The sequence below is a fragment of the Mesorhizobium sp. M2D.F.Ca.ET.226.01.1.1 genome, assembly GCF_004022705.2.
Lineage (GTDB): Bacteria > Pseudomonadota > Alphaproteobacteria > Rhizobiales > Rhizobiaceae > Mesorhizobium.
On the sequence record NZ_RZOY02000009.1, the window covers coordinates 295297 to 316720 of the forward strand.

General features: G+C 64.9%; 20 protein-coding genes and 1 pseudogene. 12 read left to right on the forward strand and 9 right to left on the reverse strand.

Annotation, left to right across the window (positions count from 1 at the left end; genetic code table 11):
* Positions 1-58: 58 nt before the first annotated feature.
* The 8 genes from EN869_RS22055 to EN869_RS22090 all read left to right on the forward strand — a co-directional run bounded on the left by EN869_RS22055 (position 59) and on the right by EN869_RS22090 (position 7284).
* Positions 59-1696 carry a dihydroxyacetone kinase subunit DhaK gene (locus tag EN869_RS22055; protein WP_127227817.1) on the forward strand — a complete coding sequence of 546 codons (1638 nt, stop codon included), beginning with the start codon at positions 59-61 and terminating at the stop codon, positions 1694-1696.
* A 10-nt stretch (positions 1697-1706) separates the two neighbouring features.
* Positions 1707-2306, forward strand: a complete 600-nt coding sequence (gene dhaL, locus EN869_RS22060; protein ID WP_127227849.1) for a dihydroxyacetone kinase subunit DhaL — start codon at positions 1707-1709, stop codon at positions 2304-2306.
* Positions 2306-2695, forward strand: a complete 390-nt coding sequence (gene dhaM, locus EN869_RS22065; protein ID WP_095817697.1) for a dihydroxyacetone kinase phosphoryl donor subunit DhaM — start codon at positions 2306-2308, stop codon at positions 2693-2695. Before dhaL ends, dhaM begins: the two co-directional genes overlap by 1 nt.
* A 19-nt stretch (positions 2696-2714) precedes the next feature.
* Positions 2715-3017: an HPr family phosphocarrier protein gene (locus EN869_RS22070; protein WP_127227818.1), complete on the forward strand. Its 303-nt coding sequence runs from the start codon at positions 2715-2717 to the stop codon at positions 3015-3017.
* A gap of 41 nt (positions 3018-3058) precedes the next feature.
* A complete protein-coding gene (gene ptsP / locus EN869_RS22075) occupies positions 3059-4633 on the forward strand; it encodes a phosphoenolpyruvate--protein phosphotransferase (RefSeq protein ID WP_127227819.1) in 1575 nt (524 codons plus the stop codon).
* 4 nt (positions 4634-4637) lie between these two features.
* Positions 4638-5069 carry a hypothetical protein gene (locus EN869_RS22080; RefSeq protein WP_127227820.1) on the forward strand — a complete coding sequence of 144 codons (432 nt, stop codon included), beginning with the start codon at positions 4638-4640 and terminating at the stop codon, positions 5067-5069.
* A gap of 32 nt (positions 5070-5101) precedes the next feature.
* A complete protein-coding gene (gene dhaK, locus EN869_RS22085) occupies positions 5102-6088 on the forward strand; it encodes a dihydroxyacetone kinase subunit DhaK (RefSeq protein ID WP_127227821.1) in 987 nt (328 codons plus the stop codon).
* 170 nt (positions 6089-6258) lie between these two features.
* On the forward strand, positions 6259-7284 hold the full coding sequence (locus EN869_RS22090; RefSeq protein WP_167507069.1) for a nucleotidyltransferase family protein: 1026 nt from the start codon (positions 6259-6261) through the stop codon (positions 7282-7284).
* A 127-nt stretch (positions 7285-7411) separates the two neighbouring features.
* On the opposite strand, the gene EN869_RS22095 is transcribed toward EN869_RS22090, so the two are convergent.
* From EN869_RS22095 to EN869_RS22105, 3 genes are read right to left on the reverse strand one after another with little or no spacing between them, the layout of a single operon-like run.
* Positions 7412-8398, reverse strand: coding sequence for a serine kinase (locus EN869_RS22095; protein ID WP_127227822.1), 987 nt, complete (start codon positions 8396-8398; stop codon positions 7412-7414).
* On the reverse strand, positions 8395-8826 hold the full coding sequence (locus EN869_RS22100) for a lasso peptide biosynthesis B2 protein (protein ID WP_127227823.1): 432 nt from the start codon (positions 8824-8826) through the stop codon (positions 8395-8397). The genes EN869_RS22095 and EN869_RS22100 overlap by 4 nt, the downstream gene beginning before the upstream one ends.
* Positions 8826-9113: a PqqD family protein gene (locus EN869_RS22105; RefSeq protein ID WP_127227824.1), complete on the reverse strand. Its 288-nt coding sequence runs from the start codon at positions 9111-9113 to the stop codon at positions 8826-8828. Before EN869_RS22105 ends, EN869_RS22100 begins: the two co-directional genes overlap by 1 nt.
* Before the next feature lie 613 nt (positions 9114-9726).
* Between EN869_RS22105 and EN869_RS22115 the strand changes: the two genes are divergently transcribed.
* From EN869_RS22115 to EN869_RS22125, 3 genes are all read left to right on the forward strand, one after another.
* Positions 9727-11634, forward strand: coding sequence for a propionyl-CoA synthetase (locus EN869_RS22115; protein ID WP_127227825.1), 1908 nt, complete (start codon positions 9727-9729; stop codon positions 11632-11634).
* A 123-nt stretch (positions 11635-11757) separates the two neighbouring features.
* Complete coding sequence (locus EN869_RS22120; RefSeq protein WP_127227826.1) at positions 11758-12024, forward strand: hypothetical protein; 267 nt, start codon at positions 11758-11760, stop codon at positions 12022-12024.
* Positions 12025-12171: 147 nt separating this feature from the next.
* Entirely contained in the window at positions 12172-12885 is a 714-nt protein-coding gene (locus EN869_RS22125) for a metallophosphoesterase (protein ID WP_245489456.1), read from the forward strand.
* Positions 12886-12905: 20 nt separating this feature from the next.
* On the opposite strand, the pseudogene EN869_RS22130 reads toward EN869_RS22125, so the two are convergent.
* Positions 12906-13894, reverse strand: a pseudogene (locus EN869_RS22130) (NmrA/HSCARG family protein).
* A gap of 153 nt (positions 13895-14047) precedes the next feature.
* On the opposite strand from EN869_RS22130, the gene EN869_RS22135 reads away from it, so the two are divergent.
* Complete coding sequence (locus tag EN869_RS22135; protein WP_127227828.1) at positions 14048-14980, forward strand: LysR family transcriptional regulator; 933 nt, start codon at positions 14048-14050, stop codon at positions 14978-14980.
* On the opposite strand, the gene EN869_RS22140 is transcribed toward EN869_RS22135, so the two are convergent.
* From EN869_RS22140 to EN869_RS22160, 5 genes are all read right to left on the reverse strand, one after another.
* Positions 14977-17358 carry a polysaccharide biosynthesis tyrosine autokinase gene (locus tag EN869_RS22140; protein WP_127227829.1) on the reverse strand — a complete coding sequence of 794 codons (2382 nt, stop codon included), beginning with the start codon at positions 17356-17358 and terminating at the stop codon, positions 14977-14979. The two genes, EN869_RS22135 and EN869_RS22140, sit on opposite strands and share 4 nt — an antisense overlap.
* A 167-nt stretch (positions 17359-17525) precedes the next feature.
* On the reverse strand, positions 17526-18422 hold the full coding sequence (galU, locus tag EN869_RS22145; RefSeq protein WP_127227830.1) for a UTP--glucose-1-phosphate uridylyltransferase GalU: 897 nt from the start codon (positions 18420-18422) through the stop codon (positions 17526-17528).
* 97 nt (positions 18423-18519) lie between these two features.
* On the reverse strand, positions 18520-19491 hold the full coding sequence (locus tag EN869_RS22150; RefSeq protein ID WP_127227831.1) for a glycosyltransferase family 2 protein: 972 nt from the start codon (positions 19489-19491) through the stop codon (positions 18520-18522).
* Complete coding sequence (locus tag EN869_RS22155; protein WP_127227832.1) at positions 19481-20419, reverse strand: glycosyltransferase; 939 nt, start codon at positions 20417-20419, stop codon at positions 19481-19483. Before EN869_RS22155 ends, EN869_RS22150 begins: the two co-directional genes overlap by 11 nt.
* Positions 20419-21408 (reverse strand): glycosyltransferase family 2 protein, encoded by a 990-nt coding sequence (locus tag EN869_RS22160; RefSeq protein ID WP_127227852.1) that lies wholly within the window; start codon positions 21406-21408, stop codon positions 20419-20421. The genes EN869_RS22155 and EN869_RS22160 overlap by 1 nt, the downstream gene beginning before the upstream one ends.
* Positions 21409-21424: the final 16 nt, after the last annotated feature.

Genomic DNA, 21424 nt, shown 5'->3' on the forward strand with positions numbered 1-21424 from the left:
CCGCCTCGCATTTCACATTCGCACATTGACGACCGCAGATACGGACTGGACGAAATCCATGAAGCACTTTTTCAACCGCAAGGACACGATCGTCACCGAGGCGCTCGACGGTTTCCTGGCCACGGCGGGGTCGGGCACGCTGGCCCGCCTGGACGGTTATCCCGAGATCAAGGTCGTGCTGCGCGCCGACTGGGACAAGACGAAGGTGGCCGTGGTTTCGGGCGGCGGCGCCGGACATGAACCCTCGCATGCGGGCTTCGTCGGCGCCGGCATGCTCACGGCGGCCGTCTCCGGCGAGATCTTCGCCTCGCCGAGCGTCGAGGCGGTACTGGCGGCGATCCGCGCCACGACCGGGCCCGCCGGCTGCCTGCTGATCGTGAAGAACTACACCGGCGACCGGCTCAATTTCGGGCTGGCCGCGGAGAAGGCGCGCGCCGAGGGCCTCGCGGTCGAGATGGTGATCGTCGCCGACGACGTCGCGCTGCCCGACATCGCGCAGCCGCGCGGCGTCGCCGGCACGCTGTTCGTGCACAAGATCGCCGGATACCTTTCCGAAAGCGGCCATGACCTGGCCTCCGTGGCGGCCGCGGCGCGCGGGGCCGCGAAGGATATTTTCTCGCTCGGCATCTCGCTCTCTTCCTGTTCGATCCCTGGACAGGCGCATGAGGAGCGTTTCGGCGCGAATGATGGCGAGCTCGGACTCGGCATCCATGGCGAGCCTGGCGTCGAGCGGATTGCCCTGCAGAGCGCCGGCGCGCTGGTCGCGATCATGGCCGAGCGCCTCGCGGCGCGGCTTGATACCGGCAGCCGCTATGCGCTCTTGATCAACAATCTCGGCTCGGTGCCGCCGGTCGAAATGTCCTTGATCGCCAATGCGGTGCTCGCCTCCCCGCTGGCGAAGGTGGTGGCGCTGACGATCGGCCCTGGGCATCTGATGACGGCGCTCAACATGAACGGCTTCTCGCTGTCGCTGCTCAAGCTGGACGCGGAACGCGAGGCGGCGCTGCTGGCGCCTGTCGGTCCGCATGCCTGGCTGCCGGCAAAGCCGGTTCGCGCCCCGGTCGTCGTGGCTATGGCCAAGCCGGTTGGCGCCACCGCAAAGGCTGCCAGCCGCGATGCGGCCGCGGAGCGGCTGATCACGGCCGTTTGCCAGAAGCTGATCGCGCTCGAAGAGCCCCTCAACGCGCTCGACGCCAAGGCCGGCGATGGCGACACCGGCTCGACGGTGGCGACCGGCGCGCGCAGTGTACTTGACCGTATCGACACACTTCCGCTTGCCGACAAGGCCGCAACTCTCGCTACAATCGGCGATACGCTGGGCGCATCCATGGGGGGCTCGAGCGGCGTGCTATTGTCGATCTTTTTCACCGCCGCGGCGCAGACTTTGGGTTTTGGGGCAACCCTCCCCAAAGCGCTGCTCGCTGGCCTCGGCCGTATGACCTTCTATGGCGGCGCTAAGGTCGGCGACCGCACGATGGTCGATGCGCTGGAGCCGGCGCTGAAAGCCCTTGACGCGAGCGGATTGGAAGCGGCCGCCAAGGCGGCGCGGCAGGGCGCCGATGCCACCGCCGCGATGCAGAAGGCCAAGGCCGGCCGTTCCGCCTATATCGGCAGACAGCTCGATATAGCGGATCCTGGCGCCTTCGCAGTCGCCGAGGTTTTCGCTGCCGTGGCGGCCCTGTTCGCCCCGGCATGAAGGACGAATGATGGCCGCATCCGATTTCTCCAGACTGATTGCGGCGGCGGCCGATACGATCGCGGCGCATGCCGAGGAGTTGACGGCGCTCGACCAGGCGATCGGCGACGGCGACCATGGGCTGAACATGAAGCGCGGCTTCGAGGCGGTGCGCGCCGAGATCGACGCCTTCGCGGCCAAGCCGCTGCCCGAGGCGTTGAAAGCGGTGGGCACCAAGCTGGTGATGACCGTCGGCGGCGCCTCCGGGCCGCTGTTCGGCACGCTGTTCATGGCGCTCGGCAAGGATCTGCCGCCTGAGGCGGATCGGGCCGCGCTGACGGCTGCCTTGGGCAAGGCGATCGAAGCGGTGGCCGCGCGCGGCAAATCGCTGCCGGGACAAAAAACCATGCTCGACGTGCTGCAGCCGGTGTATGAGGCGCTGGCGCAAGGCAAGACGGGTACCGAGATCGCCGACATCGCCGACAGGGCGGCGGACGCCACGGTGCCGATGAAGGCCCTGCGCGGGCGCGCCTCCTTCCTGGGGGAACGCTCGATCGGGCATATGGACGCCGGAGCGCGCTCGACCGCGCTGCTGGTGCGCGCAGTCGCGGGAGCGATAGAGGGCATTTGATGAGCAATGTCGGTATCGTCATCGTGTCGCATTCGCCTTTGGTTGCCGAGGGCACGGCCGACATGGTGCGCCAGATGGTGGGCGACGAAGTGCCGCTTGCATGGTGCGGCGGAAACGGCCATGGCGGGCTCGGCACCAGCGTGGAGGCGATCATGGGCGCGATCGACAAGGCCTGGTCGGAAGCAGGCGTCGCCATCCTGGTCGATCTCGGCGGCGCCGAGACCAACTCCGAGATGGCGGTCGAGATGATCGGCGAGCCGCGCTCGCACAAGATCATCGTCTGCAACGCGCCGATCGTGGAAGGCGCGGTGATGGCGGCAACCGAATCCTCAGGCGGCGCCTCGCTCAAGGAAGTGGTGGCGACGGCGCATGAATTGTCGCCGTCGTGAACGAACGGGAACCGACTGAATGTCCGCATCCGCCGAAGCAACCGTTCTGATCACCCACGCCGTGGGCCTGCACGCGCGCCCTTCGGTGAAGTTCACCAAGCTCGCCAAGACGTTTACGGCCGAGGTGGAGGTGGCGGTGGCGGCGAACGGCCCCTGGTTCGACGCCAAGAGCATCGTCAAGGTGATGGCGGCCAAGGCGCCAAAGGGAACGCTGCTGCATATCCGCGCCAAGGGCGACGGCGCAACCAAGGCGGTCGAAGCGCTGGTCGGCCTGGTGCAGCGCGACTTCGACGAGGACGCGGATCATGCCCGGTCCGCTTGAGACGGGTCTGCATGCCCATAGGCCCGCAAGGAACGCGGGCCATGCGGATTGACGGCATTCCCGCCTCTCCCGGCTACGCCGAAGGGCCGGTGTTCGACCTGGATCGGCCGCCGGCTGCCTATCAACGCAAAGCGACCGCGACCGAAGAAAGAGCCGCTCTGGAGGCTGCTATCGGTAAAGCCGTCGGCCGGTTGGCGGCACTGGTCCACACCGTCGACGGCGATGCCGCCGACATCCTCGAATTCCACATCGCCATGTTGGAAGACGACGCGCTGAGCGGCCCGGCCTTGGCATCGATCGGTTCCGGGCAGCCGGCGGACGCCGCTTGGCGCACGGCGCTCGACAGCGAGATCGCCGGCTACGAAGCATCCGACCAAGACTATTTCCGCGCGCGCGCCGCGGACCTGCGCGACATCCGCGACCAGGTGCTGCGGGCGCTGGGCGAGGACGGCGAGTTCACGGCGCCCCAGGGCGCGATCCTCTGTGGCGAGGACATCGCGCCGACGCGCTTCCTCGAAACCGACTGGAGCAAAGGCGGCGGCATAGCGCTCAAATCCGGCAGCACCGCCAGCCATGTCGCGATGCTGGCGCGCTCGCGCGGCGTGCCGATGGTCGTCGGTCTCGGCGCCTTGGCCGCACCGCTCACTGGCGCGGCGCTGCTCGATGCCGAACGCGGCGCGATCATTTTCTCGCCATCCCCGACCGAGGTCGAAACCTTTCGGCAATCGGCCTCCGCCTTCGCCGACCGCCAGGGCGCGGCGCGGACATTCCTGACGGAGCCGGCGGTGACCAAAGCCGGCACGGCGGTGCGCGTCCAGGTCAACATCGCCTATCCTTCCGATGTCGACGGCATCGACATCGCGACCTGTGACGGCGTCGGCCTGATGCGCACGGAATTCCTGTTCGGTAAGACGCTGCCGGACGAGGAGACGCAATACCACGCCTACCGCAAGGTGCTGGAATGGGCCGGCGACAAGCCGGTGACCATCCGCACCGTCGATGCCGGCGGCGACAAGCCGGTACCGGGTTTCACCGTCGAGGAGACCAACCCGTTCCTGGGCCTGCGCGGCATCCGGCTTTCGCTGGCGCGGCCCGACATCTTCCGCGTGCAGATACGGGCATTGCTGCGCGCCGCCATCCACGGCAATCTGAAGGTGATGTTCCCGATGATCGCCACATCTGACGAGTACAGCCGAGCCGCCACGCTGTTCGCGGAAGAACAGGCTGGGCTTGCCGCGCAGGGCGTGGCGCACAAGCTGCCGCCCCTCGGCATCATGGTCGAGGTGCCGTCGGTGGCTCTGGCACCGGAAGCCTTCACCGATGTCGCCTTCTTCTCGATCGGTTCCAACGATTTGACGCAATATGTGATGGCGGCCGCGCGGGATAACGCAGCCGTGGCGCATCTCAACTCCGTCCACCATCCGGCGGTGCTGAGGCTGATCGCTGCCGTCGTCGCCTTCGGGCGCGACAAGGGAATCCCGGTCAGCCTCTGCGGCGATGCCGGCGGCGACCCGGCCGCCATCCCGGCGCTGCTCGAGGCGGGCTTGCGCGATCTGTCGGTCGCCCCTGCCCAGCTTGCCATGGCCAAGGCCGCCATCGCGGAGGCGGGGGTATAGGCGGATGGCCGAGCTTGCCAAGACACCGGAGCCGGGATCGGAAGAGGCGATCCGCGCCTACAAGGCGATCCTGTCTCATGTCATCGACCAGCGCCCGTCCGGCATGCGGCAGCGCCTGGCCGACGCGCTCGGCAAGCATCGAAGCTTCGTCACGCAGATTTCCAGCCCGGCCTATACGGTACCGATACCCTCGAAGCATTTGCCGGCGATCTTTTCCGTCTGCCATTTCAGCCAGGCCGAGCGCGACCATTTCCTCGCCGCCTATCATTTGGCCCATCCCGGCAAGATGTCGGTCGCGGCGGGCATGCGTAAAACCAGGCATGTCTCGGTCATCGTTCCCGATTTCGGCGACGACAAGCAGAATGCGGCGCTTGACCGGGCGATAAACGATTTCATCCTGAAGATCACCAGCATCACCGGCAAGAGTGGCGGCTGATCGCATCGCACAAGGCTGTGTCGGGAGGACACATGAAGAAGTTCCTGAATTCGGTCGATACGGTGCTGACCGAAAGCCTCGACGGCTTCGCGGCCGCGCATGTCGACATCCTGGTCCTCGGCGAGGAGCACAAATTCATCCGCCGCAGGGAGCTGAAGCCCGGCAAGGTGGCGCTGATCTCGGGCGGCGGCTCCGGCCATGAGCCGCTGCATGGCGGCCTAGTCGGCCACGGCATGCTGGATGCCGCGTGTCCCGGTCAGGTCTTCACTTCGCCGACGCCCGACCAGATGCTCGCGGCCGTCGGGGCCGTCGATACCGGCGCCGGCTGCCTGTTCATCGTCAAGAATTATGAAGGCGACGTGATGAATTTCGACATGGCGGCCGAGATGGCGGACGGCGTGCAGCAAGTGGTGACCAATGACGACGTCGCGGTCGAGAACTCGTCCTACACGACCGGACGGCGCGGTGTGGCGGGCACGCTGGTGGTGGAAAAGATCGTCGGCGCCGCGGCCGAGCAAGGCATGGCCCTGCCCGAGCTTAAGGCGCTCGGCGACCGGGTCAACGCGGCGACGCGCTCGATGGGCGTGGCACTGACCAGTGGCACGGTGCCTGCCGCCGGCAAGCCGACCTTCGAGATCGGCGACGGCGAGATGGAGTTCGGAGTCGGCATCCATGGCGAACCCGGCCGGCGGCGCGACACGCTGAGGAGCGCCGACGCCATCGCCGAGGAGGTCTGCGCGGCGATCGCCGGCGACTTCGGCGACCGTGTCAAAGGGCCGGCGCTGTTGTTCGTCAACGGCTTCGGCGGCACGCCGTCGATGGAGCTCTATCTGATGTACAACAGCGCCCGCAGAATGTTCGAGAAGCGAGGCGTGACGGTGATCCGCTCGCTCGTCGGCTCCTATGTGACCTCGCTCGACATGGCGGGATGCTCGATCACGCTCACCATGCTCGGCGACGGCATGACGGCATTGTGGGACGCACCGGTGCACACGGCGGCGCTGCGCTGGGGGATGTAGAGCAATTCCAGGAAAAGTGCGAAGCGGTTTTCCGCCCGGAGTTGCGTAAAAACAAAAAGATAGAGCGGTTCTGCGTTTCCGTGAAACGGTGAACCGGTCTAGCCGTCGCTGGCTTCGCCGGTGCTTTTCTGGCAAGCATGCGCGAAACCTCGTTGCTGTTTGCCGAGCCGATGCTGCCCACGCTGTCGCCTGCCCAGGAAAAACTGCTGATCGGCCTCGCCGATCCGGAGGCGTCGGCCGATTGGGACAAGGATGTATCGGCAGGCGAGCTGATGGCGCTGCTGGCCAATGCCGAGTTCCACGGCGTGCTGCCGATCGTGTTGCGCAAGCTCAGGGAGCGCCGCGACGCCAATCTGCCGGAAGATCCGGGCCTGGCGCGGAAGCTTGCCGAGTTGCGCGACCAGGCGACGACGGCGACCGGCCAGTCGATGTTGCTGCAATACCATGGCGACCGCATCATGAAGGCGTTGGCGGCGAAAGGCGTTCCGGCGCGGATCGTCAAGGGGCCGGTGTTCGCGCGCAAGCTCTACCGCCAGCTTGCCGACCGGCCCTTCACCGACATCGACATCCTCGTCGACCCCGCCAGCATCGAGGCGGCCAACAGGACGATCGCCGAATGCGGCTTTAAGCTCGGCAGCGGCGAGGCGGAGTCGCACCAACTGCAGGAGTTCAAATGGCTTGAGAAAGAGAACTCCAGCCTGCTGATCGAGCTGCATGGCAATCTGGTGCACGACACCGGCATGCGCAGGCGCCTGTCGCTCGGCTTCCGCGAGCTGCAGGCGATCGACGGTGGCCAAACCGACACGCCGGCGGCGTTGCTCACCATCGCCATCGTGCATGCCGCCGGCGGCCACAAGTTCCACAGGCTGCAGCTTTGCGTCGATGTGCTGCAAGGCGTGCGGGCGCTGAAATCGCCGCAAGAGGAAGCGCGCCTGCTCGAGGCCGCGCGCATGACCGGCATCGAGCTTGAGCTGGCGACGGTCCTCAATGTGACCGGGCGCCTCTTCGACACGCCGCGCGCGATCGAGCTTGCCGACCGCATCAAGCCGGACCTCTCGATAAGGCTGGCGAAATGGTTGATCACCGGCAACATGCTGCTTCGGGTCAATTCGCGCGAGAAGCTGCGCTCGCGCCTCAGCCGCGACGCGTTCCGGTGGGTGCAGAGGCTGGTGCGATCGAGACCTTACCCCACCTGAGAGCGGGAACGTCGCAATCCGTCTAGTGCGTTTCACCGTTTCGGGGGGGGAAACGGCGAAACACCCTATCTCCTTGTTTTTACGCAATTCCGGACGGAAAACCGCCCACACTTTTCCTGGAATTGCTCTAAAGACGCACCGCCGCGCGGATCAGCGCCGCCGCCTCAACCGGCCTCGCGCCGACTTCCAGCGTGAAGATCGGCACCGTCTTGACCAGGGCGGCGATCGTCGCCATCCGCCTTTTCTGCAGCGGCAGCAGGCCGGTCATGCCGGTCCGCACATTGTCGGTGGCCAAAGCCACCATGGCGTCGGTCCTCGCCATGGGCACGAGCCGGGTCTCGCCATCGACTGAGCGGGCAAGATGCAGAAGCGCTACGATCGGCCTGGCACGAACATCCTCGACACGGATGATCTCGCCAAGACGATCGAGCGAGACGGCCTGCTCGCCCTCCGCGTCCCACGTCTCGCCAAGGCAGGGCGACACGAAAGGCAGCATCGCCGCGGTGTGGCGATGGATCTTCACCTTGCGCGGCATGCCCCAGGCCGTGACGCCATCGACTGTCGCCTTCAGGATCATGACGTCGTCCGAGCAGAGGCCGAAGCCCTGCGAGGCCAGCGCCAGCGATGTCGTCGACTTGCCGGTGCCGCTCGGCGCATGGATCAGCACGAGCGCGTCGTTGCCCGGTAGCGTCAGGCCGGCGGTATGGAGCATGTGCTGGCGGCCGGCATCGAGCGCGGCATCGAGCACAATCATCAGCAGCGTCCACTTGATCCGTTGGTCCGGGTGAACGCGGATCTCGGCCCAACCTTCCTCGTCGTGGATCGCCACCGTCTGCTGGCCTGGAAAGACGAGGTGAAAGACGCCGCCGGCGTCGATCATCCGGCATTGGCCATCCAGCGGCACCTCGCCGTCGAAAGCGAGTTTTCCTTCAGGGTTCTCCTGAAGCTGCAGTGTTTCGACGATGTTGACGCGAAAGCCGGGCTCAACGGGTTCGTCCAAACGCAGGGTACCGAGCATCAGGTCGAAGCTCGGCCAGAGGTCGGCGCGCGCGGCCGTGATGGCGATGACTTGTCCTTTGAGGTCGTAGCAGAACGTGGATGTGCTCTCGTTCAAGCGGCAGGCGCCTTCGTGCTGGACGGATGGCGGTAGATCTCCACCATGCCGGGCTGGCTGTCGCTGACCACCGGCTTGCCGTCGAGGCAGACCCAGCAATGCGCCGACAGGCGCGGCTCGTTCATCGACCTGGTATCGACACCGAAGCGCAATTCCGGATCGAGACCGGCCATGCGCAGGAAGCGGAAGCCGAGCAGACCCTCCCGAAGGCATCTGCGGTCGCGCATGAGCCAGGGGCGCCGCACCGTCCGGTTGACGCGCTGGACGATGTAGGGCCAGGGCAGGTCACGATAGGGCGCGGGTGAGCGCAGCGGCGCCAGTTTCAACACGCTTTCGAAATCGCGCCGTCCGACCAGCGCCGGCATCAGCCGGGCGCTGAGCCACAAATGGGCGCGGAACAGGACTCGCAGGAACGGTCCGTCGGTCATCACACGCCTGGGTCGGCGAGAATGCCTTCGGCCACCAATTCGGCGGCCAACGCGGCCATATCCTCGTCGAGCGTTGCCTTGTCGACGTCGAACTCTTCCGACAAAAGGTCGATAATCTGGTTGAGGTTGCGCGCGCCGTCGACCTTGCCGAGGAAAGCCTCGGTCGTGTCGTTGCAGGTGTAGAGCTGGCCGCTGCGCGCCAGGAGCACGACGGCGCCATCGCCGACATGCTGCACGGAAACGTCATCCGCCATCCGCAGCACCGTTTCAGAACCAATCTCAGCCATGCGCCCGCTCCCCTTCGCCCGGGAGCAAATAGCGCGCCAGCCCTACCCTGTCCATTATCTCGCGCCGACGTGCGCCGTTACGGCGGCCGTCCTGCGGCAAATGGCCAGAACGTCAGCCCACAGGGCCGCTTGGACCCGCCACGACATGCGACAGCTTCTCGCGCCTGACCAGCATCGGCTTTTCGTAAGTTTTCTTCATAAAAATCCCCCGAAAGAACAATCCACGACAAGAGCATGACGGGTGGTCGCGTCCGCTGTCAAGCCGGCCGGTCCCGCCACGGTTGCCTTCCTTCCCTTAAGTAAGCTATGAGTCCGCCGGGCTTTGGGGAGTGATACAGTATGCGTTACAATTGGGAACGGGCTCCGACGGCGTTCGAGCGCCACCGGAAAGCGCTGGCGGCGGCTATCCTGATCGCCGGCGGTGTCGGGTTGATGCTGGCGGCGCTGCCGCTTTAAGCCGGCTCATATCACGGACAGTGACGGCGGCGCCTCTACTGGAAGCGCCGAACAGAGACGTTTGCCGGCGATGTCGACCAAAATGCAGGAAGACATGGCCGCCACGCGCGGCTTAGTCTATGGCAGGGCGGCACAACGTTTCTTGGGAGGAAGCCGGATGGCCTCACGCTACCACGAAGTCTATGAGGGCTGGAAACGCGACCCCGTAGGGTTCTGGGCCGAAGCAGCGAAGGCGATCGACTGGTACAAGCCGGCCGAGAAGGTCTTCGACCCGACGGAAGGCGTCTATGGCCGCTGGTTCGTCGGCGCTTCCTGCAACACCTGCTACAACGCCCTCGACCGTCATGTCGCCGGCGGCCGCGCCGACCAGCTGGCGCTGATCCATGACAGCGCCATCACCGGCACGATCCGGAAATTCACCTATGCCGAACTGAAGCGCGAGGTGGTCGCGCTGGCCTCGGTGATCAGGCATCGCGGCATCGGCAAAGGCGACCGCGTCATCATCTACATGCCGATGGTGGCCGAAGCGGCGATCGCCATGCTCGCCTGCTCCCGCATCGGCGCCGTGCATTCGGTGGTGTTCGGCGGCTTTGCCTCGCATGAGCTCGCCACTCGCATCGACGACGCCAAGCCGAAGCTGATCATCACCGCGTCCTGCGGCCTGGAGCCGGGCCGCGTCGTCGCCTACAAGCCGTTGCTCGACAAGGCGATCGAGATATCGAAGCACAAGCCGGACGCCTGCCTGATCCTGCAGCGCGAGCAACTGCGCTGCGAAATGAAGGATAATTACGACTTCGACTATGCAGACGCGGTGGCGCGAGAACGCGCGGCCGGCGCCAATGTCGACTGCGTTCCGGTGCTGGCCACCGACCCGCTCTACATCATCTACACCTCCGGGACGACCGGGCAGCCGAAGGGCATCGTGCGCGACAATGGCGGCCACATGGTCGCACTGAAATGGACCATGGACAACGAATTCGGCGTCAAGCCGGGCGAAGTGTTCTGGGCGGCTTCCGACGTCGGCTGGGTGGTCGGCCATTCCTACATCGTCTACGGACCGTTGCTGCATGGCTGCACAAGCGTCCTGTTCGAGGGCAAGCCGATCGGCACGCCGGACGCCGGCACCTACTGGCGGGTGATCTCTGAGCATGGCGTGGTCGCGCTGTTCACCGCGCCGACGGCGTTCCGCGCCATCAAGGGGCAGGATCCCAAGGGCGAATTCGTGCCGAAATATGACCTGTCGCACTTTCGCACGCTGTTCCTCGCCGGCGAGCGCGCCGACCCCGAAACCATCAAATGGGCGGAGCAGAAGCTCAATCGGCCGGTGATCGACCATTGGTGGCAGACCGAGACCGGCTCGCCGATGACGATCAATCCCGCAGGTCTCGGGCTGCTGCCGGTGAAATATGGCTCGCCCGGTGTGCCGATGCCGGGCTACGACATCCGCATTCTCGACGATGCCGGCCATGAAGTGCCGCGCGGCACGCTCGGCAATGTCGTGGTCAAGCTGCCGCTGCCGGCCGGCTGCCTGCCGACGCTGTGGAACGCCGATACGCGCTTCCGCCAAGCCTATCTCGAGGAGTTTCCCGGATATTACAAGACGGCCGATGCCGGCATGATGGACGAGGACGGCTATCTCTATGTCATGGCCCGCACCGACGACATCATCAACGTTGCGGGCCACCGGCTCTCGACCGGCGCCATGGAAGAGGTGCTGGCCGCTCATCCCGATGTCGCCGAATGCGCGGTCATCGGTATTGCCGATGCCATGAAAGGCCAGGTGCCGCTCGGCTTCGTCGTGCTCAATGCCGGCGTGGCGCGCGACACCGGCGCGATCGAAAGCGAGGTGGTAGGGCTGGTGCGCGAGCGGATCGGACCGGTTGCCGCCTTCAAGACCGTGGTAACGATCAAGCGACTGCCCAAGACCCGCTCCGGCAAGATCCTGCGCGGCACGATGCAGAAGATCGCCGACAAGGAGGAATGGACGATGCCCGCGACCATCGACGATCCCGCGATCCTCGACGAGATTTCGGCGGCCTTGAAGGGACGCGGCATCGGGGTGTAGCAGCCCGGCAGACGGCCGCGTTAACGACGGATTCATCAATTTGTCCTGCACTGCAATCGCTTGTTGTGCAGCGCAGCAGCGGACTTTAAAGTTCGTTTTGGGGGGCCATACCGAAAGCACGGCATGGCTCAGCGTAAAACGACATTTGGCGGCGTCGACCTTCTGCGATTCCTGGCTGCCGTCATGGTGATGTTCTATCACCATAGCTTCTGGGTCCGGGCCTTTCCCGACGGCATTCCGGCACGCGCGACCGGCGGCATCCCGCCCTATCCCGAAATGGGTTTTGCCGGCTCCGGCTGGCAGATGTCCTTGATCGCGGCCGAGGCCGAGCCGCGTATCCGTCTGCTACTCGGCCACACCCTGTTCAACTATCGATCGAGGGCCGCCTGACGCGACTGCCGATCGCGCGCCGGTGTGGAATTGTTTGCATTCGGCATGATATCGAGGCGCAAATCAGTGCAAGTATCCGAGCCTCAATCCGTGAGCCTGTTCCAGCGTTCGAGACGACCCCGACCCGCGCCACGCGAGCGCCTTGTCATGGATATGCGCGACACGGTCGTCTACGCGATCGGCGACGTGCATGGCTGCCATGACGAGTTGCGCGCGCTGGAACAGAAAATCCAACTCGATGCGCAGCGGTTTCGCGGCCGCAAGATCATCATCATGCTGGGCGACTATATCGACCGCGGGCCGCAATCGCGGCGCGTGATCGAGCACCTGATGGAGCCAGCGCCAAAGGGCTTCCTGCGCGTCTGCCTCGTGGGAAACCATGAAGTCGCGCTGCTCCTCTATCTGGACGGTCATCTCTCGCGTGAGACCTGGCTCGGCTATGGCGGCCGCGAGACCCTGTTCTCCTACGGCGTCGACCCGGACCGGCTGATAAGCCTCTACGGGTCGAGCGCCCAGGCGGACGCGCGCATACGCGAGGCCATTCCCGCCAGCCATGTCGGCTTCCTGCGCACGCTGCCAGCGATGGTCTGCTCCGACCAATTCGTCTTTGTGCATGCCGGCATCCGGCCCGGCATCGCGCTCGAAGCGCAGGACGAGGACGACCTCCTCAATATCCGCGAGGAATTCTTCGAGGCGGCACACCGGCTCGACCGCTGGGTGGTGCATGGGCACACGATCGTCGACGTCCCGACGCTCGAGGGGCGCCGGCTCGACATCGACACCGGCGCCTTCGAGACGGGGCGGCTTACCGCGCTGAGGATCGTCGGCAAATACGGCCGGCTGCTGTCCTCACGGGATTGAAGAGAGCGCAGCTTCGCTACTCAGGTCGGCGCGAGCTCAGTCTCGGCGACACCGTAGGACAACAGGTCGCCCTGCCATTTGCTACGCTTGAGGAACTGTTCCCAGGTCAGGGCATTCGGATCGATTTTCCGACTCCACGTCAGATCGCGCCCGGGGGCATAGTAGCCGTATTCGACAGCGTATTCGACCATGCCCACCAATTCGCGCACGAGATACTCGTTGCCGGCGAAACCCGGAAATTGGCGTAACAAGTCTTCGCGCGAGTACGCCGAGACGTAGCGTGCGCGCCTGCCGGTGACGCGTGCGAACGTTTCCACCATTTGCTGCGCCGAGATAAACTCGCCTATTACCGGCAGAACCTCGCCGGCGTATCGCGTGGGGTGATCGAAGATCTCGCGCACTGCTGGACCCGCCGCAGTGAGCGGGTCGCAGAAGGGCATGGGGGTATCGGGCGGCAGGTATATGGCAAAATCTATACCGTCCTCGCCGCCTTGCGGAACGTAGTATTCCAGGAAGTTGGTGTAGTAAAACGCAAGGTACACGAACGAGCTGCGTACGGGCAGGCCGCGAATGTAATCCTCTATCTTTGCCTTGTCCGTGAAATGTGGCGCCCACTTGGCGCCGCCGGTGATCGCCTCGACATTTTCGAGCCCACTGAACACGACGTGTTCGACGCCCGCGGCCACTGCTGCATCGGCCAACTCCTTGCCGAGGTTGAGTTCGGGTTCCGCAGGCGGCACCTTGACGATCGGCGGCGTCATCAAGAACGCCCCGGCCGAACCTTTCAGTGCTTCGGTCAGTTCGGCCCGCCTGCCGAGTTCAAGGGGCGCGACCACGACGTCGGCGCCCTTCCGCGCCAAGGCCTGCGCAGGTTGGCTGTCAAGGCGCCGTGTCAGCGCGCGTCCCGGTAACGCCCACTGTCGAGCAACGCGTTGGCGACGCTACGGCCCTGCTTGCTCGAGGCGCCAACAACGGTGATCAGAGGTTTGGCAGTATCTTTCTGGCTCATGTTGGTTCTCCTGTCTCTCAGGTTGAAACCGGTCGGTGTCCGGCTGACGAGCACAGCGGGCGTGCCGAGAGCGGTTCCCGCTTCATCGAGAAGTATTTCGGGTCTTTCGCGGTATTTTTGAAATTCTAAATATGTTCAGCTACTATCCATTTCATGGATACCAAGCGCCTGGATCTCAACCTGTTGGTTACCCTCGAAACGCTGCTGATCGAGCGCAACGTCACGAAGGCGGCTGCCCGACTGCATCTCAGCCAGCCGGCCGTAAGCGCCCAACTGAATCGCCTCAGGCAGGAGTTCGACGACCAACTGCTAATCCCTGCCCAGCGCGGGATGACGCCGACGGTCAAAGCAATGGAGTTGCTCGATCCGTTGCGCCAAGCCCTCGACCAGGTTCGAGCCACGCTCACTTCGCATCGGAACTTCAATCCGGCTAAGGCCAAGCTGACCTTCGCGATTGCTTGCACAGACTATCTGCAAGCCGCGGTGATCAAGCCGCTCGTCACAGAACTCAGGAAGCGAGCGCCCGGCGTTCGCATCGCGATACGCAACCTGGACCTGCCGCAGCTGGAAGCGCAGATGGCGCGCGGCGATGTGGATCTGGCACTGATGACGCCGCAGGAGGCCCCGCCAGGTCTTCGCGCTCGACACTTGTTCGATGAGCGCTACGTGCTCATCGGCCGCAAGGCGCATCCGCGGCTGCAGGAAGGGATCACGGTCGCCGAGTTTGCCGCGTTAGAGCATGTGATCGTATCCGTGGACGGTGGCGGGTTCGTAACGCCGGTGGACAGCGCTTTGGCCGCTCTCGGACACAAACGCAACGTGGTGCTTTCCGCGGCGTCGTTTCTGTTCGTCCCCGAGATCGTGTCCAACTCGGACTTCGTCGCGCTGGTCCCGGAACGGCTGGTGCGCGGCTCTGCAAACAAGCTTGAAGTTATGGACTGCCCATTTCCGGTCGAAGGCTTTGCAGTGGGAATGGTGTGGCATGAACGCGGTCACGGACACAGCGGCCAGCGCTGGATCCGTGAGGCCATCGTCTCGCTTGCCGCGCTTCGATCCTCGTCCCGGGCGCGCGACAATCCCTGCTAGGCTGCCTGCTTGGCCCGCGACTCGGACTTCTCCAGATAGTAGCTGGAGTAGCGGTCGAAGAACCTCTCCGAGCCGCCGAGCGAGCCGTATTTGGCCAGCTTCTTCAAGTCGACCTTGTTGAGCACCGCGCCGATCACCTTGTTGGCGATATAGGGCTCGGATTCCAGCATCGAGCGCACCATGTTGCGTGGCGTGCGACCCCATTCAGTGACCAGCACGAAGCTGTCGACCAGCGGCGCGAAGGCCTTGGCATCGACGACGGGGCCGAGCGGCGGCAGGTCGACGATGATGTATTCGAACGTCTCCTTGGCGTTCTCGATAAAGCGGCGCATGCCGGCCGAACCCAGGAGCTCGCTGGTATGCGAGAACTGGCCGCGCAGTACGGCTGGGATGATAGCGAGCTTGGTCTGGCGGTCGACCTTGCCGACCGACTGCCAGGTCTGGCCGTTGACCACCGCTTCCATCAGGCCCTGCTCGGCCTCCATGCCGAGGCTGCGGCTCAAGCCAGGATTGCGCAAGTCGCCGTCGATGAGCAAGGTCTTTGCGCCGTTGGCGGCGAGCAGGCCCGCCAGGTTCGCGGCCACCGTCGACTTGCCTTCTCCAGGCAGGACCGAAATGACACCGATGACCCGGCTGCCACGATCCTCCATCACGACGTCGAAGGCGATCTTGGCGTTGCGCAGCGTCTCGGCGAACATCGAAGCCGGAGCGTCGATGCTGACACGCATGCGCGCCCGTTTCTCGGCGGCGGTGAGGCTTGCCACCTTGCCGTCGACCGGCAGGTCGTCGGCTTTGGCCTCCTTGGCCCTGCCGCCGCCGATCGTCGGCAGATAACCGAGGAATTTCAGGCCGACGCGGTCACGAATGTCCTCGCCCGTCCTGAAGAAGCGCTCGTTGAACTCGTTGAGCCCGCCGAAGCCGGCGCCGAGCATCAGACCGAGGACCAGCGACAGCGCCAGCACGCGCAGAGTGCGTGGGCTGGAAGCCGTGAGCGGCATCGTCGCGTCGGAGATGATGCGGACCTTGCCGACCGGGAAGGACTGCTGCTGCGAGGCTTCCTCGTAGCGGCTGAGGAAGGTCTGATAGAGCGTGGTCAGCGCCTGCGCCTGCTGGTCGAGCTCCTTCAGCTTTACCTGCGACTGGTTGTCGATCGAGCTCTTGCCGGCGGCGGTGGAGATCTTGTCGCGCAGCGCGGTTTCGCGCGCCTGCGCCACTTCGAAGTCGTTGCGGTAGCTTTCGGTGAGCTGCTTCAGCTGCCCAAAGATCTGCGCCGAGACGTCGGCCTTTTCCTTGGTCAGGGCGACCGCCTGAGGATGATCCTTGCCGAAATTCGTCTCGACGTCCTGCAGACGCTTGGCAATGGCGAGATAGCGGGTCTTGAGCGCGATGATGACTGAGCTGCTCGGCTGGTCCGAGCCGATGGCGGAATCGTTGAAGGCGCTTTCGGAGCCACTGTCGACGATCGCCTTGTATTGCTGGTAGCGGGCGCTGGCTCTAGCGGTGTCGGCCTGAGCGACGATGAGCTGGGCATTGAGGTCGGCGAGTTGCTTGTCGCTCAGCAACTGGCCGTCGCTGTTGGCGGACAGCCCATGTTCGGCCCGAAATTTCTCGACCGCCATGGCCGCCTGCTGCGAGCTCTCACGCAATTCGGTGAGCCTGCCCTGCAGCCACAAGGCGGCGCGTTCGGTAGCGTCGAAGCTGGCATTGAGCTGATCGGCCAGATAGGCATCGGCATAGGCCTTGGTGATGGCCGTGGCCAAGGCGGGATCCGGCGCCTGATAGCCGATTGAGATCACGTAGCTGCGGCCATTGCGCTGCGCCAGCACTTCGCTTTGCAGCTTCAGCACAGCGTAGTCATGCGTCGCCGTCTTGATCATGGCCTGGCGCGTCGCTTCGTCGACATTCTGCATGCCGGGGATGTCGTCGGCCGAGCTGCCGCGGAAATAGCCGACCACGCCGCGCAGGAAACCAACGCCCTTGGCCAAAGCCGATTGCGGCGGGTTCATGAACGCGTCGTTCTGGTCGAGCTTCAGCTTGTCGACCACCACCGAGGCCAGGCGCGCCGAGGTGAGAATCTCGATCTGGCTGAGCAGCGAGGCGTCGGTCTGCATGGTCTGCGACGCCGCCGAAATGTCGTCGACGACCTTGTTGAGGCCCTCGTCGATGAGCACGCTCGCCACCGACATATATTGCTTGGGTGTGGTCTGCAGATAGATCACGCCCAGGAACAGGCCGATGACGGCGCAGACCGCCACCACCTTGGCCTGCCGGGCGGCCATGCCAAGCAGACGCTCGACATCGATGAAGTCTTCACCCTTTTCCGGATCGGTACTGGGCAACGGCATCCTCTTGTCGAGAGGGAAGTTGGCATAGTTCATGTTCGGTCCAATTCCAGGTTGCAGGCGCTATCGGCCTTGGTAGATCGGCGTCGTGACCAGAAAAGACCGCGCAACGTTGTTGCCAGAATGCGCCGGGCCGGAAGGCCCGGGCGCTGGTGTGGCTGTCGCGCCATCGCGATTTCGCATATGCACCGGAAAGATGGGCATTATGCGGCTACTTCCCGGCGCTCGTGCGACCGGACGAATTGCTGCAGCATCTCGAAGACAGGGCCTTTCATGTCGTCGCGCGCCAAAGCAAAGGCGATGGTGGCCTCGATGAAGCCCTCCTTGGAGCCGCAGTCGAACATGCGGCCGTCGAAAGGCTGGGCGTAGAAGGGCTGGCTTTGGGCCAGACGCACCATGGCGTCGGTGAGCTGGATTTCATTGCCGGCGCCGCGCTGCTGGTTGCCGAGCAGGGCAAAGATCTCCGGCTGCAGAACGTAGCGGCCGTTGATGTAGAAATTCGACGGCGCCTTGGCGGGCGCGGGCTTTTCGACCATCTCAGTGACCTTGAAGCCGGAACCGACTTCGTCGCCACGGCCGACAATGCCGTATTTGCCGGTTTCAGCCGGGTCGCAGCGCTCGACGGCGATCACATTGCCGCCGGTGCGCTGATAGAGATCGACCGTCTCGGCCAGGCAGCCGCGCGCGCCGAAGGACACCATGTCGGGGAGCAGCAGCGCGAACGGCTCATTGCCGATCACGTCGCGCGCGCACCATACCGCGTGGCCGAGGCCCTGCGGCGACTGCTGGCGGATGAAGGAGGTGGCGCCGGCCTCCGGCAGCAGGCTTTCCAGCGATTCGAGCTGGGCCTTCTTGCCGGTCTGCTCCAGCGTGCCGATCAGTTCAGGATGCAGGTCGAAATAGTCCTCGATGACCGCCTTGTTGCGGCCGGTGACGAAGACAATGTGCTCGATCCCGGCCTCGAAGGCCTCGTCGACGGCATATTGCACGACGGGCTTGTCGACGACGGGCAGCATTTCCTTGGGCATCGACTTGGTCGCCGGCAAGAACCGCGTTCCGAGCCCAGCCACCGGGATGACTGCCTTCCTGACTTTCTGCATCTGGTCTTCCTTCTGAGAGAAAAAGATTTCTACCTATCGCCGGCTAAATCGTTGTTGGAGCATGATCTTTCCCGAAACCCACTTCTCGGGATCGTGCTCAAGAAATCGCCCGCATGCTTCGTCTCCCCCCCCCCGCGGCAAACCGTGCCGCAACCCTTCTCAGCCGGACCGCGATCGGCATCGACATATGCCTGACCGCAGCCGGATCCTTGAGCGCCGCGCCTATCGCCTTGAGCAGCGCGCGCGCCTTGATGTGTTGAACCAGGGACAGGAACGACGCTGCCTTGCGCAGGCTGCGGCCGCGCCTGGCGAAGGCTGCCTGGGCGCTGCTGTCCATGGGATATGCCGCCGCAAACGCGGCGTCGGCCTTAACCATCGCCTCGACGTGATGCAATTCGAGCACCCGCGAGATCGAGCCGGTGCGGATGTGGTAGACGTAGCCGACAGTCGGCTCGACCACGCAACGGCCGCCGCTGGCCAGCGCGCTCGCCAACAGGATGTAGTCCTCGCCAATGCGCAGCTTTTCGTCGTAGCGCAGTCTGTTGTCGTCGAGAAACCGGCGCTGGAAGATCGGCTTGAGATAACCGAAATTGAAGCGCGATTCGAAGACCAGATTGCCGGCGATGTAATCGGCCAGCGAGATTTCGCGCAAGCCCTCCAGATAGCCGGTCGGGAACATGATGTCGTCGGGTGTGCCGTCCTCGCGCACGACTTGGACATTGTCGACGGCGATCTCGGCGCCGGCGGCTTCCGCCCGCGCGATCATCGCCGCCAGACGGTCCGGATGCACTGCGTCGTCGGAATCGAGCACCGCCACCCAGCGCCCCCGGGCAAGGTCGAGGCCGGCATTCCTGGCCCCGCCCGGGCCGCGATTGGCGGGCAGTGCCACCACCTTTACGATATCTTGCGGATAGGCGCGCGCCACATCCAGAGTGCCGTCGCGCGACTGGTCGTCGACGACGATGACCTCGACGGTCACGCCGCGTTGCGCGATCGCGCCGGCGATGGCGCGGTCGAGTGTCGCCTCGGCATTGTAGGCGGCTATGACGAAGCTGACGTCAGGCTGCACGCTTGTTCCCTTGCTCTGGCGATGTGAGGCCGTATTGGCGGATTTCGCGGAAGCCAACCAAACCGCTGACGACACCAACGTGCATAATGCCGCGGAGCACGCTGCGGTTCCGCCGCACCGGGCTGATCGCGGTCAAAATCGCCACGCCGAAGCAATAGGCGGCCTTGGCGGAAGCGAGTCCGACCTGGCCGGCGCGGCGCAAGCCGCCGGTGTTTTGCCCGATCAGATGGCCGTGGGTCTGGCCAAAGCGGAACCGACGGCGGCGCAACCAATCGAACGCGGCCCTGGCACGCGGCACGACCTCGTCAACAAAGGCTTGCGGGGCAAAGGCGATGCGGCCACCGGCCTTGACCATGGCATCGAAGAACTCGGTATCCTCGCCGCCGGTCTGGCCGCGCGCCAGGCTGAAGCGCCGGCCGCGCAGGCTGGGATCGGTCGTTCTGAGCAGGACGTTGCAGGTATAGCCGGTGCGGATCTCGCCGCGCACCCAGACCGGCAAGGTCGAGTGGAAATCGCCCTTTTGCATCCAGTCCGGCGCGTCCTGGCGATAATGCGCACGCACCGGTCCGAGCACCGCCGCGGCGCCGATGGCATCGGCCGTCGCCATCAATTCGACCAGCCAGCCGGGCGACGCCGTCTCGTCGTCGTCGATGAAGGCGGCGAAGTCCGACACGCTGGCGTCGAGGCAGGCATTGCGGGCGATCGAGATGTTGCGCGCCGGCGCGTGGCGATAGCGGATCGGCAGCTTCAATTCCTCGGCCAGCGCCTTCACGAGCTTCTGCGCGCTGGGCTCATCGTCATTGTCGGCAATGACGATGCCGATTTCCAATCCCTCGGGCTTTTCCAGCGCGGCGACGGAGCGCAGCGTGTCAGCCAGCTCCGGCCGGCGGAAAGTGCAGATGCAGATGTCGATCGATCGGCCGGCCATTACGCCACCTTGCCCTGCGAGCGCGGCGTCAAAAGCTGCTGCCAGAAGCCGACGGACCAGCCGAAATGCATGACCATGGCCGACACGCCGGCCAGCGCGATGCTGGCATTGCGCTGGCGTATCGCCGTCGCCAGGCCGTAGCCAAGGCATACGGCCGCCCACAAAAGGAAAGGCACCGCCGCCAGCCAGTGGGCGAAGGAGAATAAGGCCAACAGCACGACGGGCGCCACCAGAAGCGGGATCATCTGCCGGACCTTCGGCACCATGCGGTGCTTGAGCACATTCCGGGCGCGGCCGCGGCCATAGCCGAGATACTGGAAATACAGGCTCTTCAGCGTCGAGCGCGGATAGTAGACCATCTGCGTCCTGCCGCTCATCCAGATGCGATAGCCGGCCTGGCGCAGGCGATAGTCGAGCTCGGCGTCCTCGTTGTGGCTGAAACTCTCGTCATAGCCGCCGACATGCTTGAAGGCGGCGACCCGCATCAGCGCGTGGTGGCCGTGGTCGACCCATTCGCCCTCGGACATGTGCCGGTGCTTCGAGCCGCCGGTGCCGAGCTTGGAATTCTGCGCCGCCGCGACTGCCTTCTGCACGGCGCCGGTGCCGGCGGTCAGCATCGAAACGACGACCGAATCGGCGCCCGTGGCGAGCGCTTCCTCGACCAGCCGGTCGCAGTAATCATCCGGATAACCGCCATGCGCGTCGATGCGGATGAGATAGTCGGCGCCTTCGCCGAGGCTCGCCACCGCCAGATTGATGGCAGCGCTCTGGATGCGCTTCGGGTTGGCGAGCAGGATGACCCGGGGATCCGCAGCCACGATGTTTTCGACGATGGCTTGCGTGCCGTCGGTGCTGCCGCCATCGGCGACGACGATGCGGCCGCCGAGCCTCGCCACGGCGGGCCGCAACTGGTCGAGCAGGCCGCCGATATGGGCCGCCTCGTTAAGGCAGGGAATGACAATCAGGATCGAAGGATTGGCCTGCGTCATCGGTCTTTGCGCGTCC